Raw genomic sequence first — 15,902 nt, forward strand, 5'->3', positions numbered from 1 at the left:
TAAAATGCACTCAGGATACAATTCACTTCTCTCACTTTCAACATCATTTGTGGTAAAGCAGCATGCTTTATTCATGTGTTGATTCTATTACTGCCTATTTCGGAGGAATTCGTCATAGGCTTTTTAATGTTCATAATTTTTCAAACCAATAAATCCATAAAATCATGTCAAAAAACCTTCACTTCGACACGCTCCAAGTTCACGCAGGACAAGAACCTGATCCAACTACAAATTCTCGCGCGGTACCAATTTATCAAACAACATCTTACGTATTCAATTCAGCTGAGCATGGTGCAAATCTTTTTGGCCTAAAGGAATTTGGGAATATTTACACTAGGATCATGAATCCTACTACGGATGTATTTGAGAAAAGACTTGCAGCACTAGAAGGCGGAGTTGCCGCAGTCGCTACCAGTTCTGGTCAAGCAGCTCAGTTTCTAGCCTTAAATAATATCATGGAGGCTGGTGACAACTTTATCTCAAGCCCATTTCTATACGGTGGTACTTTCAATCAATTTAAAGTTTCATTTAAGCGAATTGGTATAGATGCCCGTTTTGCCAAAGGGAAAAATGCTGAAGATTTCGAAGCACTTATAGATGATAAAACAAAGGCGATCTACCTGGAAACCATTGGAAATCCTGAATTCAACATTCCTGATTTCGAAGCTATCGCAGCTGTCGCTAAGAAGCATGAAATTCCATTGGTAGTAGATAATACATTCGGAGCTGGAGGATATTTATGTCAGCCTATCGCTCACGGTGCAAATATTGTCACCTCATCAGCTACCAAATGGATCGGCGGTCATGGTACTTCTATCGGTGGTATCATCGTTGATGGCGGAAACTTCAACTGGGGTAACGGGAAATTCAAGCAATTCTCTGAGCCTTCTGAAGGGTATCATGGATTGAATTTCTGGGAAGTATTTGGAGAAAATAATCCATTGGGACTTCCTAACATAGCTTTTGCAATTCGCGCAAGAGTGGAAGGTCTTCGTGATTTTGGACCTGCTATCAGCCCATTCAACTCTTTCCTTTTACTTCAAGGGATAGAAACGCTTTCTCTTCGAGTTAAGAAAACAGTGGAAAATACGCTGGCATTAGCACAATGGCTGGAAGCCCATCCTTCTGTTCAGAAAGTGAATTACCCTGGGTTGAAATCCTCTCCATACCATGAGTTGGCTAAAAAATACTTGACTAATGGCTTTGGTGGGGTATTGAGTTTTGAATTGAAAGGCGACAAAGAGCAAGCTTCTTCCCTGATTAATAATTTGGAATTAATTTCTCACTTAGCCAATGTGGGTGATGCGAAGACATTAATCATCCAACCAGCAGCAACCACTCATCAGCAGTTATCCGACGAGGAACAACTAGCAGCTGGAGTCACTCCTACATTATTGAGAATCTCATGTGGGATCGAACACATAGAAGACATCAAGTCGGATTTGCAGCAAGCTTTCGATAAAATCTAACACAACAAATGAATCTTAAAAGTCAGTACGCTTCGATTACCATGACCCAGGAAATATTTCATTCAAATTTGCCTTTACAGCTGGAATCAGGAGAATCACTCCCTGAATTTGATCTTGGCTATACCACGTATGGTCAACTCAATGCCTCCAAATCAAATGTAATCTGGGTTATACATGCGCTTACAGGAGATTCTAATGCATCTGAATGGTGGAATGGTCTGATCGGAGAAGACAAGTTCTTTGATCCAGCAGATCATTTCATCATTTGTGCTAATCTTTTGGGTTCTTGCTATGGCTCTACGCAGCCTTTTAGTACAGACCTCAACACTGGTAAGCCGTATTATTACGATTTCCCTCAGATGACTACAAGAGACCTCGCAGAGGGATTGGAACGCTTGAGGATTCATTTGGAAATAGAATCAATTCATAGCCTTATTGGAGGGTCTTTGGGAGGGCAAGTAGGTTTAGAATGGGCGTATGTCTTAGGCAATAAACTTAAGAATGCGATTATTTTAGCGTCTACTCCTAAAACTAGACCTTGGGTAATAGGCTTCAATGAAACCCAACGTATGGCTATAGAGTCGGATTGTACCTGGGGAGAATTTCATGACGCCGCTGGTCAAAAAGGACTGGAAACTGCTCGTGCTATTGCTATGCTAACCTACCGGCACCCACTTGACTTGGCGACTAAGCAAGCTGATTCAGAAAATAAGTTGGATGATTACCGTGCGGCATCTTATCTAAGATATCAGGGACAGAAGTTAGCCAAACGATTTAATGCACTCTCTTATTGGACTCTGAGTAAAACCATGGATTCTCATGATTTGGGAAGAAATCGCGGAGGATTAGATGAAGCTTTAGGGAAAATTGAAGCGAATGTGTTGGCCATTGGTGTCAATTCTGATTTGCTGTTTCTACCAGAGGAATCTCAGTACATCAGCCAAAAAGTAACAAAAGGAACCTATAAGGAAATCACTTCAACCGCTGGGCATGATGCATTTCTCATTGAATTTGAACAGCTTTCTTATATTCTGAAGTCATTTTACCTTCAGCAAAAAAACTAAAAGAAGGTATTTGAATAGGGTAAAAAAATAAGGCAGGGATTCCTGCCTTATTTTTTTACCCTATTCCATTCTACTGTCCGACTCACCCATGAGTCGCCTAGATAACCTTTGATCTCCAAAATATCCTTCTTCTTGAGCTGTAAATCACAAGTATAAGTTATTCCAGATTTAGGATCATAAATTTTCCCATCAGACCAAATCCCATCTTTATATTTTAGTCCTTCCAAAATCGTAAGGCCCATCAAAGGTCTTTCTCTTAAACTACTATCAGAATTGACGGTATCTGTGAATGCTTCCAAATCGCCTTCCTCACGCTGTATCCAAATGAGTTTACCGATCATTTCATCGTTATTTTCCATGATCTCAATCTGAGCTGTCTTATCAGTATTGAACCAAACGCCAACAATCTTTGACTTAGACTGCGCGTGTACATTTCCAGCTCCCAACAGCAAGAAGAAAATGCATACTAATGTGTATTGATAAGTTTTCATAAAAAATAAGTTTAGTGTAATTAGAATAAGCTATAAGTGATTACTAAATGTTAGACCCTAAAACCATACCTAATTAGAAAAGCAATCCAAAAGCAGGTAGTAAGATCTACGATCTATATACTAGATATGAAAGCTAGTTGGATGTCAATAAGTTTAACTTTATTTTATACCGGCTTCCTTTTTTTTCTAAAATCAGATCCTCGATCCCTGTGAAAAGCTTAATCCAAAAAGATCGTATTATTTTGATTTACAGTTTATTACAATACAATTAAAAAGATTTCTTGTCTTTGAAAATCCATACTTTGAGTATTTTGATTTACAGGAAAATATAAAAATCGAAAGTTATAATCCGTTGTTTATGCTCAGCTATCCCCCTCATTAATTCAATTAATATCTCTCCTGCCTTTCGCAGATAGCTTCTAGCAACTCCATTATTCAAACTAATGAATAGCCAGTCGCATTGGGGAATATATTTCTCATTCATACTCCTTTCAAGGAAATTCAACAATTGAAAACAAAGCTATGAAATCATAAAATGACGCTAAAATAGTATCTCCTTCACCAAATTATTCACTTCAAATTAGTTATTCGTTTTAAGCTGATTTTTCCAGCATATTAGAAATATCAAAGCTAAATGAGGCAGTTTTTGAAATAAGTGAAGAAAAAATCACTGAAATCCTTTATCAGGAATAGATTGGCAATATCCTTGGGGAAAGTTACTTTTGAGCAGAAATCATAATCTATGGCCAACTATCCACGCAAGAAAAAGACATTAGGGCACTTCAAATTTGGAAGTGTACTTTTCAGCACTACCCTCTCACTTTTCATCGTAGGTCTTTTCGGAGTGATCTTGATTCAGGCTAAAACGCTGACAAGCATGATCCGTGAGAATATCGAGGTACAGGTATTCCTGGAAAAAAACCTAGAACAGAAAGACTTGGATGCTATACATGACAACCTTGCACAGCGGTCTTTTATTCTTCAAAAAGGAGATACACTCAACCTTAAGTTTGTGCCAGACGAAGAAGCTGCAGCTACATTTATAGAAAGTACTGGAGAAGATTTCACTCAGTTCTTAGAGGACAATCCACTACGAGACAGTTTTGTTTTGACCATCGCTGAGGAATTTCAGACTTCGGAGCAGCTTGAAGCAATCGTTGCAGAAATCCAGGAAATCCCGGGCGTATTTGAAGTTTCCTATATGACTGATCTGGTTGATTCTATCAACAAGAACCTACTCAAAGTAAGTTTGGTACTTGGAGGCTTTATTCTAATTCTGATCATTACTGTGGTTATGTTGATTAATAATACCATTCGATTAGCCTTATTCTCTCAGCGTTTTCTGATTCGCTCTATGCAGTTAGTGGGCGCTACTCGAGGGTTTATCAGAAAGCCTTTTCTTTCCAGGGCATTTCTATTTGGCATGATGGCGGGGGCTTTTGCTTCAGTGATTCTTTTCGCCCTAGTGAAATACACCCAAGCAAACATTGAGGGATTTGCAATGCTTCAAAATCAACAATTATTATTAGTGCTTTTTGGTATTTTGATCACCGTGGGAGGAATCCTATCAGTCTTGAGTACCTTACGTGCAGTGAATAAGTATTTAAATATGTCTTTGGACGAACTCTATTAAGATAATGAGCAAATCTTCTTTTCCTTTTTCCCGCAAAAACTACAAACTGATGTTTATTGGCATCGGTCTGATCATTCTTGGATTCGTCATTATAGGAATGGACAGCGAGCCACACGGCAATGGCGTTTTAGGTTTGACTATAGGTCCAATTGTGACCTTGGCGGGCTTTATATTCGAGTTTTATGCGATTTTCGCGAAGTCTGAGCCAAATTCCTGATTTATTATCTGGACTAGATTACACTTAGTACTCTAGCCTCTTTATCCCCTATAAAATGCAGCAAGAGCCTTACGGAGAAGTTTTTCTAATCAATAAACCTCTCGAATGGACATCTTTTGATGTAGTAAAAAAAGTTCGAAACGCCCTCCGAATAAAGAAAGTAGGCCATGCAGGAACACTTGATCCTTTAGCTACTGGCCTTCTCATCGTATGCGCAGGTAAGATGACCAAGCAAATTGACACCTTCATGGGTCAAGAAAAGGAATACACAGGCACCTTTGTTATTGGTGCTACCACAGATTCCTTTGACCTCGAACAACCAATTATTCCTGTAGCCGATCCTTCTCATATTACTTTGGAACAAGTAATAGCTGCAGTAGCTGAGCTTACCGGTGATATCTTGCAAATCCCTCCTATGCACTCTGCTATCAAAGTAGATGGCAAAAGAGTGTATGAATCTGCTCGTAAAGGTGTGGATGTAAAAATGGAACCTAGGCCTGTCACGGTCAGTGAATTCGAAATCACCAAGTTTGAAAATCCTGTCGTTGAGTTTAGAATAGTTTGTTCCAAAGGCACATATATCCGTAGCTTGGCTAGAGATCTTGGAGAAAAACTTAATGTGGGCGCTTACATGAGTTCGCTTTGCCGAACAAGAATTGGTAATTTCAAAAACTCAGAAGCTCATGAGCTTTTAGCTTTAGTAGAAGAAATCAAAGCAAGGACAAATGAAATCGAGCCTACCTGAGGCAGACAGGTATGATGAAAAAGGTGGTACAGAGATATGATTATAATGAATGTGAGATTCTCCCGAATGGATCTCGATGGCTACCGGTTCGGGACTGGCAATGTGACCGTTGATAAACAATCATAAACATATGAAAATCTATGAAGGCCTAAGTGATTTCCCAAAACTCTCCAATGCGGTAGTAACCAGCGGTACATTTGACGGAGTACATCTTGGGCATCAGAAAATCCTTCAGCGAATCCGTGAAATAGCTCGATCAATAAATGGCGAGACGGTTTTGATTACTTTTTGGCCGCATCCACGGCTAGTCCTATATCCAGACGAGCATAATCTTAGACTCTTAAGTACTTTTGAGGAAAAGGCTAAGCTTCTTCGTCAGTTGGGTATTGATCACCTAGTTACTATTCCTTTTACCAAAGAATTTTCCCAATTAACTTCAAAGGAATTTATTGAAAATGTATTGGTCGATACTATCCAAACCAAAAAACTAGTAATAGGATATGATCATCGTTTTGGTAAAAACCGCGAAGGAAGCTTCGAATACCTTCAGGCACATCATAAAGAATACGGATTTGATCTAGAGGAAATTTCTAGGCAAGATGTAGAAGATATTGGCGTATCGAGTACCAAAATTCGCCATGCTTTAGAAACTAGCGATATTGAAACAGCCATTAATTACCTGGGGAGACCTTATGAATTGAATGGTATTGTAATCAAAGGGCAGCAGATAGGCAGATCCATAGGCTTCCCAACTGCTAATGTCCATATCCCAAACGATTACAAACTTATCCCCAAAGATGGCGTTTACGCTGTAGAGGCTTTGGTAAATGGTGCGCTTTACAAAGCCATGCTGAATATAGGGAATCGTCCTACGGTCAATGGCACTCAAAAGACTGTAGAAGCCAATTTATTCGATTTTCAAGGAGATTTGTATGACAAACAAATTACGATATACATCAAAGCATTTCTCCGAGAAGAAAGGAAATTTGATGGATTAGAAGCTCTGAAAGAACAATTATTTTTAGATCAGAAGAGTGCTAAGAACTTGCTATAAACCCAAAATATATGATCAACAAAACTGTAAAAAATGCCCGTGAAGCAGTAGCAGACATTCCCAGCAATTGCATGCTGATGATGGGAGGCTTTGGACTTACTGGCATACCCGAAAACTGTATTTCAGCACTTTTAGAAAAAGATATTACCGGTTTGACTATCGTGTCAAATAATGCGGGAGTAGATGATTTTGGCATTGGTCTTTTGCTAAAAAAGCGAATGGTCAAAAAGATGATTTCAAGCTACGTTGGCGAAAATGCCGAGTTTGAGCGTCAGTTACTCAGTGGAGAACTTGAAGTCGATTTGATCCCACAAGGAACACTTGCAGAGCGTGTACGTGCAGGAGGAGCTGGTATCCCAGCATTCTTTACCCCTGCTGGAGTAGGTACAGAAGTAGCTGAAGGAAAAGAATCCCGAGAATTTGATGGCAAAATGTATCTGTTGGAAAGCTGGCTGAAAGCTGATTTTTCTATCGTTAAAGCTTGGAAAGGTGACACAGCCGGGAATTTGATTTTCAAGGGAACGGCTAGAAACTTCAATCCAATTATGGCTGCAGCTGGTAAAATTTGTATCGCTGAAGTTGAAGAATTAGTAGAGGCAGGCGAACTCGACCCGAATCAAATTCATACTCCAGGAATTTATGTTCAGCGTATATTTCAAGGTGTGAATTATGAAAAACGAATTGAGCAAAGAACAGTCTCAAAGTAGTTTGAAAGGTTGATTATTATTTCTCAAACATTCTTCGACTTCAAAAACAAACCCAAAATGCTAACAAAAGATCAAATAGCTCAGCGAATCGCCAAAGAGGTGAAGAATGGGCAATACATAAACTTAGGAATTGGAATACCCACTTTAGTAGCCAATTATATTCCTGATAACTTAGAAGTCGTACTCCAATCGGAAAATGGACTGTTAGGAATTGGCCCCTTCCCTACTGAAGATCAAATCGATCCAGACTTAATCAATGCCGGTAAACAAACAGTGACCATGGCTAAAGGATCTTCACTCTTTAACTCAGCTGAATCCTTTGGAATGATCCGAGGTGGACACGTGCACTTGACTATTCTTGGCGCAATGGAAGTTTCTGAAAATGGAGACATCTCAAACTGGAAGATCCCTGGGAAAATGGTCAAAGGAATGGGCGGAGCGATGGACCTAGTTGCTTCAGCAGACAATATCATCGTGGCTATGCAGCATTGCTCCAGATCAGGTGAGTCCAAGCTTCTTCCAGAGTGCTCACTTCCTATTACAGGGATACGTTGTGTTAAGAAGATAGTGACCGATCTGGCCGTTTTAGAAATCTCCCCAGCTGGTGGTTTTATCTTGAAAGAAAGAGCCCCAGGAGTTACAGTAGAAGAAATTAAGCAGATGACCGCTGGTAAATTGATCATTGAAGGTGAAATACCCGAGATGATTTTCTAATAAAATCAGCAAAAATGAACTCAGGCGATGCTCATGAAGTTAACCTGATTAATTTTGCAGAATCATCACAGGGATTCCAGTGGAATCAAACTATAACACATGAAAAATTCAGAGATCAAATTCCAAGTCGACTTAGATGAAAACAGTTTCCCAAAATCCATCAAGTGGGACGCTTCCGATAAAGAAGGAGCAGGTATGGAAGACACCAAAAGCATTAGCTTAAATGTATGGGACAATCAGAATCATAGTACACTTCGAATCGACCTATGGACAGAGGAAATGTCAGTAGTAGAAATGAAACGTTTTTATATCGATATCTTAGGAGGAATGGCACAAACTATCCTAAATAGTACTGCTGATGAGTACATGTCTGAGGAGATAAAAGAACTCTGTGATAGACTAGTAAAGCATGTAAATGAAGAAAATAAGGAAGGTTAATCCCTCCATTTATCCTCAAAAAAGCCCGACTGTAATCGGGCTTTTTTTCTTTTACCTCTATTTTTTAAAAAATAATATTGTTTTAAGAATCGTTAACAAAACCGTTGACTTAATTAAGGATTAGCAATAAAGGAGTCTTTAATTATTAATTTTTTAAGTGAATGCCTTAGTTTCCAATTATTCCACTATCTAGAATTTTTGAAGGGACATTAAATTTTATAATGAATCTGCCAATTATTCATTTTTTAGGCTAATTTTCGCGTATTACATAAAGCATTTTCACCCTAAATGCTATAAACCCTAATATTTAACAATACAGCCTATGAGTAATTTTACATTCAAAATCAGGGGCTCAGTGTTTCTTATGACACTGCTAGTTTCCCTCACTGCAGCAAATGTATTTGGCCAGACAACAATCTCTGGAACATTAACAGATGCAGATACCAAAGAGACCTTAGTCGGTGTCAATATTTTGGTAAAAGGAAAGGTAATCGGGACCATTTCTGACCTTTCTGGTAAATATTCTCTGAATGTTAACCAAGAACCTCCATTTACATTGGTCTTTTCTATGATTGGCTACACACCACAAGAGGTAGAAATCAATGGATCACAGAGTAATCTTAACATTCAATTAGCTGAAACTACCATTCTTGGTCAAGAAGTGGTAGTCTCTGCTTCCAGAGTTGAAGAAAGCGTACTTCAATCACCTGTATCAGTAGAAAAAATGGATATCATCGCTATTCGTGATGCTCCTCAAGCAAGTTTCTACGATGCGATTAACAACTTGAAAGGAGTGGAAATGAGCACACAGTCTCTCCTATTTAAGTCCTTCAATACACGAGGATTCAATGCTAACGGAAACGTAAGAACGGTGCAACTGATCGATGGCATGGACAATCAGGCTCCAGGATTGAATTTCTCTATAGGTAACATTGTAGGTATTTCAGAACTTGACCTTGAAAGTGTGGAACTTCTTCCAGGTGCATCTTCAGCCCTTTACGGGCCTAATGCCATTAATGGTATTTTGCTGATGAACTCTAAAAGTCCTTTCCTTTACCAAGGACTTTCTGCCAGTGTAAAAACAGGCATCATGAATGAAAGTGGTAGATCACAAGCAGCTACAGGTTTCTATAACTTCAGTGCTAGATATGCAAAAGCTATCAGCGACAAGTTTGCTTTTAAAGTAAACATGGAATACCTAAAAGCTGATGATTGGCAAGCAAATGACTTCAGAGATCAATCTCTTTTAAATGGGTCAACTATTGAATCTGGAAACACTCAAAATAATCCAGCATACAATGGTGTGAATATTTATGGTGATGAAACTAACGTAAACATGCTCTCAGTAGCCCAGTCTATGGTTCAAGCTGGAGTCCTTCCTTCAGCAGCATTGGGATTAATCCCTAATTCTGCAGTTTCAAGAACTGGCTACATGGAAAGAGACATAGCTGATTATGGCACTAAGTCCGTAAAATTCAATGCTGCTCTACACTATAGAATCAATGACAACATCGAAGCAGTCCTTCAAGGGAACCTAGGTTTTGGTACCACAGTCTATACTGGTGCAGATAGATACTCCCTGAAGGATTTCATGATGGGACAATACAAAGCTGAATTAAGAGCTTCTAACTGGTATGTAAGAGCATATACTACTCAAGAAAGGTCTGGTGATGCTTTTGCTGTAGGAACTGCCGCACAGGGCATCAATGAAGCTTGGAAAGCAAGTACACAATGGTTTCCTGAATATGTAGGAGCATATGCAAATGCTATAGGTCAAGGTGCAGACAGCAATACAGCCCATGGTTTAGCTAGACAATTTGCTGACCAAGGTCGATACATACCTGGATCTCCAGAATTCCAAAATGCATTGAACGGTGTAACTTCAAGACCTATCCCTGGTAATCAAAATGGAGTTGGCGCAAAGTTCGTTGACAGCAGTAATTTGTACCACTTTGAAGGATCTTACAATTTCTCAGAGCAAATCAAATTTGCTGAGGTTGTAGTCGGTGCTAACTATAGAATGTATGATTTGAATTCAAACGGGACTATTTTCGCTTTAGATGAAAATGGCGATGAATACAATATCAAGGAGTTTGGTGGATATATTCAGGGCTCAAAAAAGTTTCTCAATGATAAATTTAAATTGACAGCTTCTGCTCGTTATGACAAAAATGAAAACTTTGCTGGTCAATGGTCTCCAAGAATTTCCGGAGTTTTCACTGAAGGAAATCATAATTTCCGAGCTTCTTACCAGACTGGTTTCCGTATCCCTACTAACCAGGATCAGTACATCGATTTGAATACACCACAAGCTCGCTTGATCGGTGGCTTACCTTTCTTTACAAATCGGTATAATTTGAATACAAATCCAGGTTACACGTTAGCTAATGTAACTAGTTATGGTGGAGCGGTTCAACAGTCCACTCAAAATCCAGCTATCCAACAGCAAGCAATTGCAATAGTTACTCAGCAGGTAGAAGCAGGAATAATACCTCCTTCAGGAGCTCAAGCAGCAATAGTTCAAACTGTAGGTTTTTTATCAGCAGCTGCAAATATTGCTCAGCTTCAACCATATGAAATAAAAGAGTTCAAGCCAGAGCGAGTGAAGTCTTTCGAAGTGGGTTACAAAGGAATTTGGGGAAATAAACTATTGGTTGATGCTTATGCATATTTCAATAGATTCGAAAACTTCAATGGTAGCCAAGTATTAATTCAAGATGCTTCTGACTCAGGACTTGCAGGACCTAACCCACTAACAGGACTTAACCTTATTGGTGCAGGTCCAGGTGGTAGAAATGTATTTTCTATGCCAGTAAACAGAACTGAGATAATAAAATCTTGGGGTTGGGCAGCAAGTATGGACTACAAGTTGCCAAAAGGCTACACTGTAGGAGGCAACGTGTCTTTCAATACGCTTTCTAACTTAGATGAGTTAGCTGAAACTGGATTCCAGCCTAGCTTCAATACTCCTGAATATCGTTATGTATTGAACTTCGCAAATAGAGAAGTTGTAGACAACCTTGGGTTCGCAGTTGCTTACAGATGGCAAGGTGAATTTGCTTGGCAATCTTCTTTTGTCAATCCTTCAGTTTCCAGCCAACAGTTATCAGTAGTACCAGCCTATGGTACTTTGGATGCACAGGTGAGCTATAAAATCAAAAGCATGAAGTCAATCCTGAAGATCGGTGGTTCTAACCTATTCAGCAAAGGATATACTCAGGCTTGGGGTAACCCAACTATCGGAACCACGTATTTCGTAAGCCTTACATTTGATGAGTTCTTGAATTAACAATTACCGTAACCCAATCTACTTAAGAGCCATTCTGGAATTCCGGGATGGCTCTTTTGATTTTATCCCATGAAAATATCCTTCATCAAAATTCCTGGTGAAATAACTACGGAAACCCGAAACCCCTTCTCTAATTACTCATAGTAGTTAAATCACATCTAGCATGTGATTATCGTATCAGACTACGAGTCTAACTTAGGATGTATCCATGCATTACTTTTGGAAGAACCATATGATAACCTTTTGGTGGTTTAGATACCACGGCGATAGAGCTAAGCAGAATACTGTAATCAACTTCTCCTAAAGAATATTCTCCCTCATTTTTAAATAAAAAAAGGGATCACCACAAAAGTGATGATCCCATAATTACTAAACTACTTTCAGTTTCTTATTCCCACTCCTTAGTCATAGTGCTTAGGAAGCTTAATAAGTCTCTAATTTCTCTTTTGGTAAGTAATTCTTTCATATCTGGCATACTAGACGGTGAGTTTTTACGCTCAGCTATACTAGTATTCATGATTAAGGTATCTGGCTTAGAACCAACTTTCAAAACTAACCCGTCAGCTTTTTCCTCCATCAGAGTTCCGCTCACAGAGCTTCCATTTTTCAATTCTAGTTGAACAAATCCGAAACCAGGTGCTAATCTCTTACTTGGGTCAATTAAAGCCTCTAAGAGTTCTGTTTTAGTAGCTCTATTAGCCACACCATTTAGATGAGGTCCTGCCACTCCACCCATATCATCGTAGCCATGGCAGCGGATACATTGAGCAGTTTGATTCTGGAAGAAGATATTTCTACCTACTCTTACGCTACCTCCCTCCAGAGCACCACTGTAAAGCGCTACCAGATCACCATGAGTTCGCGACTCTTGAACTTTGTCATATTTTGCTCTCAAATCAGTCGATTTGGTAGCATCTATCGCTTCTTCCAATTCGATCATCACTTCATTTGGCAATTTATCCTTCGACAAATCATCTAGAAGCGTATTCCACAGAGGAAGCTCAGCAGACTTGTCAAGGTTACCCAGACTTAGCAATGCTGCTTGTTTTTCAGCAGTAGTTCTGTTTTGAATTACATCCTGAAGTAAATTCACCATCAAGTCCTGAGAGATATCAGTCTTGGTCAATAGATCTAATCCTACTACTCTTACCGCTCTTGACTTATCTTTCATAGCTATTTCAATAGGCCCAGAAATAGATCCTGGATTCGCATTGGAAAGAGCCATAATTGCAGCTACACGTACATTTTCTGATTGATCACTTTTTAGAAGAGCAATGAGTTTAGCTTCAGCATCAGCAATCTTCAACTTCCCTATCGCTTTTACTCCAGCTTCTCTGATTACTTCATTTTTATCATTCAACGCCCCTATTAGCGTCTCTTTTACAGAAGCTTGAATTGGAGCTAAATCTCTTTCTACAGCTCCCCTATTTCTACCATCCACTCGATCAAGAACCGAAGGCTTAGCCCAGGTTCCCAAAGTGGCAATAGCTTCAGCTTTCAGAATTGTATTCACACCAGGCTTGGCAATATAAGTTTTCAAATTATCCATGGACTTCTGAGTTCCCACCCGAAGATTGGCCCCGATCGCTCTTCTGATCAAAGGCTCATTTTCAAAGCCTGTAGTGACCAATAGATCACCCAGTGCTGGTAAAGCACCTTCGATTGAGAAATCATCGTTGATAGCTCTTGCAGCTTCCGTTACGATGTATTCATCTTTATCTGCTAAGAATGCTACGATTCCTGGATCGGCCATTCTACGTAGTGCCAAAACAGCTCCAAGACGAACTGCATTAGAAGGATGAGATGCTAACTTGATTATAGGATCTTTCTTGTTGATTCTAGCCAAAGCTAAACTTGCCGCATGACGCAAAAAGGCATCCTCATCGTTATTAGCTTCCAATACGCCAATCAAACCGTTTATAGCAGGCTCGTAAGCGATTCTTCCTAAAGCTTCGGACGCAAAGAATCTCACACGGATTTCACTGTCTTTCAGCAAGGGCATAAGTGCTTCACCTGCTTTCGCATACTTAATATCACCAAGCCATTTAGCAGCTTGAGCACGGATCTCAGAGTCTTGATCTTTCAATAATGGGATCAAAGCATCCGCATAGTCCATTTTGTCCATTCTAGCCAACTGGCTAATACCCACGATTGCGTGAATTCTAGCATACTGATTACCTTTTTTGTTGATAATAGCTTGAAAAACTTTCGCTCCATCAGCTCCTCTTTTTGCTAATTCGAACTGAGCTTTTCTTCTGATTCTCATATCCTCATCACTCAGATAACCGCTAAGCGCATCATCTGTTAAAGTTTTGAAATCAGTTTTCATGACCTGAGCGGTGATTTTCCTAGCTTCCCAGCTAGCTCCACCCTCGTCATCAAGTTTCCATACTCTACCGTAATTTTTCGTATTCCAACCTTCTATCCAGTCTGCAAAATAAAGCGAACCATCGGGTCCAAAGTCCAAACCAGTTGCCAATATTCCTGACATTATATTTTCAGTCTGGGACATCTTGAAAGATGCTCCATCTTGCTCCAATTTGAATGCGTGGATTCCTGATCTGGCTGGGTTCCCTACAAAAGAAGCTACGAAAAAGGTGTTTTTCCACTTTTCTGCTAAAGCAGTCCCAGGATTATAAGCCATGCCTGTAGGACCATTGATATAATTCTGAATTGGCGGTGTGATATATGCCGCCTGACCTTCATGTCTTGGTACAAAAAGCCGCTCATCCATCCATACTTTATAGGTATTATTATCTGGATCACGGTATTTACCAAATTGCCAGTTTGTTCTCCAGCCAGTATCTGAACCATTAACTAGGTACACAAGTCTTTCACTTTCCCCTCCATGATCACCATCATTATCTACTGAGATCAGGTTATTATGAGCATCAAAGGTAAACTCATGCGTATTTCTTACACCCATGGCGAAGATCTCAAAATCACTTCCATCAGGATTTGCACGAGCTACTACTCCTCTGTTAGGATATTTCCACTCCGTACCATCCGGTCCTTTGCCATTGAAACCTATATCGCCAATACCCCAGTATATTCTACCATCAGGGCCAATTTCAAGGCCTGACATACCATGTCCGCCAAATCCTATATGCACACCATATCCATGAGAAATTGATTCTTTCTCGTCCATTATGCCATCACCATTTTTGTCGGTAAGTCTCCATACATCTGGACCTACACCCACAAATAAGTTATTATCCAGCTTCAATAAAGCACCTGCTACATCGGTAGTCACGTCATTGAAATCCTGAACCATCATTTGAGAATAGTCCGCACGGCCATCACCGTCTCTATCTTCCAGTCTGTAAATTTCTTCTCTTTCCACAGTCATGTCCCGCCAATCGTGTGAACCATCTCCGTTCACATCAGCAAGCCAAGTGTTTTTATCAGACATCTCAGGCGAAAGCGTCTTTTGAAGGAAAGCTCTTTTTTCCTCGATGGTTTGAAGACTTATGGATTCTATTTCCCAGTCTTGGTGTGATCTAATGTCAAATTCAGAGTTTTTCTGACGATTAGTGCGTGAGTAATACAAACTACCATCATCGGTAATCTGAATAGAAATTGGATCATATACTAAGGAATCTACTGCCCAAAGTGAAAGTTTGAACCCAGGGCTTAACGTGGGGTTAACCTGACTTTCGGCAGCTTGAACCATTGGTGCAATTTCTTCTTGGGATAGATTGCGCTCCCGGAGATCTACCTTCTCTTGTTTAGAACAAGAAAATAGTAGCGGAATCGCTGCTGCCAAAATGATTTTGGCATAGTGTCGTTTAATTTTGGGTTGAGGCATAGGTTTATTTTATTATTCCAATCTTGAAATTAACAAAATTAAAAATGCCTTTTCCCGCCATTAATCAAAAAGGGTTGTAAAACAAAAAACCCGATCACAGATCGGGATTTTGTTCACTTTAACCACTAACAACCATAAAACAAAAATTTGTTAAGACAAAGCGGGGATTGAGCTTTAGTGTCTTAGTAGTCGGTACGGGAATCGAACCCGTGTTTTATCCGTGAAAGGGATACGTCCTAACCCCTAGACGAACCGACCATAGGGAAATAATTT

At 39.7% G+C, this 15,902-nt stretch carries 12 protein-coding genes and 1 tRNA gene; 10 read left to right on the plus strand and 3 right to left on the minus strand.

The genetic code is table 11. The features are described from left to right. Positions 1-164 precede the first annotated feature (164 nt). Positions 165-1,469 carry an O-acetylhomoserine aminocarboxypropyltransferase/cysteine synthase family protein gene (locus BM291_RS07295; RefSeq protein WP_092895813.1) on the plus strand — a complete coding sequence of 435 codons (1,305 nt, stop codon included), beginning with the start codon at positions 165-167 and terminating at the stop codon, positions 1,467-1,469. An 8-nt stretch (positions 1,470-1,477) separates the two neighbouring features. Continuing rightward, a complete protein-coding gene (locus BM291_RS07300) occupies positions 1,478-2,533 on the plus strand; it encodes a homoserine O-acetyltransferase family protein (protein WP_092895815.1) in 1,056 nt (351 codons plus the stop codon). A gap of 47 nt (positions 2,534-2,580) precedes the next feature. Here BM291_RS07300 and BM291_RS07305 read toward each other — a convergent pair whose 3' ends face one another. Beyond that, the gene (locus BM291_RS07305; protein WP_092895817.1) at positions 2,581-3,024 is read right to left on the minus strand and encodes a DUF2147 domain-containing protein; all 444 of its coding nucleotides are present in this window, start codon (positions 3,022-3,024) and stop codon (positions 2,581-2,583) included. 742 nt (positions 3,025-3,766) lie between these two features. Here BM291_RS07305 and BM291_RS07310 point away from each other — a divergent pair. From BM291_RS07310 to BM291_RS07345, 8 genes are all read left to right on the plus strand, one after another. After that, complete coding sequence (locus BM291_RS07310; protein WP_092895819.1) at positions 3,767-4,657, plus strand: cell division protein FtsX; 891 nt, start codon at positions 3,767-3,769, stop codon at positions 4,655-4,657. A gap of 4 nt (positions 4,658-4,661) precedes the next feature. Continuing rightward, positions 4,662-4,874, plus strand: coding sequence for a DUF3098 domain-containing protein (locus tag BM291_RS07315; RefSeq protein ID WP_092895821.1), 213 nt, complete (start codon positions 4,662-4,664; stop codon positions 4,872-4,874). Between the two features lie 55 nt (positions 4,875-4,929). Continuing rightward, positions 4,930-5,619, plus strand: coding sequence for a tRNA pseudouridine(55) synthase TruB (gene truB, locus BM291_RS07320; RefSeq protein ID WP_092895823.1), 690 nt, complete (start codon positions 4,930-4,932; stop codon positions 5,617-5,619). A 130-nt stretch (positions 5,620-5,749) separates the two neighbouring features. After that, positions 5,750-6,673: a bifunctional riboflavin kinase/FAD synthetase gene (locus BM291_RS07325; RefSeq protein WP_092895825.1), complete on the plus strand. Its 924-nt coding sequence runs from the start codon at positions 5,750-5,752 to the stop codon at positions 6,671-6,673. 11 nt (positions 6,674-6,684) lie between these two features. After that, positions 6,685-7,380 (plus strand): CoA transferase subunit A, encoded by a 696-nt coding sequence (locus BM291_RS07330; RefSeq protein ID WP_092895827.1) that lies wholly within the window; start codon positions 6,685-6,687, stop codon positions 7,378-7,380. Positions 7,381-7,437: 57 nt separating this feature from the next. Continuing rightward, positions 7,438-8,094, plus strand: coding sequence for a 3-oxoacid CoA-transferase subunit B (locus tag BM291_RS07335; RefSeq protein ID WP_092895829.1), 657 nt, complete (start codon positions 7,438-7,440; stop codon positions 8,092-8,094). Between the two features lie 99 nt (positions 8,095-8,193). Further along, positions 8,194-8,532 (plus strand): gliding motility protein GldC, encoded by a 339-nt coding sequence (gldC, locus tag BM291_RS07340; RefSeq protein WP_092895831.1) that lies wholly within the window; start codon positions 8,194-8,196, stop codon positions 8,530-8,532. A gap of 322 nt (positions 8,533-8,854) precedes the next feature. Next, positions 8,855-11,821 carry a TonB-dependent receptor gene (locus BM291_RS07345; protein ID WP_092895834.1) on the plus strand — a complete coding sequence of 989 codons (2,967 nt, stop codon included), beginning with the start codon at positions 8,855-8,857 and terminating at the stop codon, positions 11,819-11,821. A gap of 388 nt (positions 11,822-12,209) precedes the next feature. Here the strand turns inward: BM291_RS07345 and BM291_RS07350 are convergent, their stop codons facing one another. Further along, the gene (locus BM291_RS07350; protein WP_175499664.1) at positions 12,210-15,629 is read right to left on the minus strand and encodes a HEAT repeat domain-containing protein; all 3,420 of its coding nucleotides are present in this window, start codon (positions 15,627-15,629) and stop codon (positions 12,210-12,212) included. Between the two features lie 186 nt (positions 15,630-15,815). Beyond that, positions 15,816-15,887, minus strand: a tRNA-Glu gene (locus tag BM291_RS07355). Between the last annotated feature and the right edge of the window lie 15 nt (positions 15,888-15,902).

The organism is Algoriphagus aquimarinus (assembly GCF_900112005.1).
Classification (GTDB): domain Bacteria; phylum Bacteroidota; class Bacteroidia; order Cytophagales; family Cyclobacteriaceae; genus Algoriphagus; species Algoriphagus aquimarinus.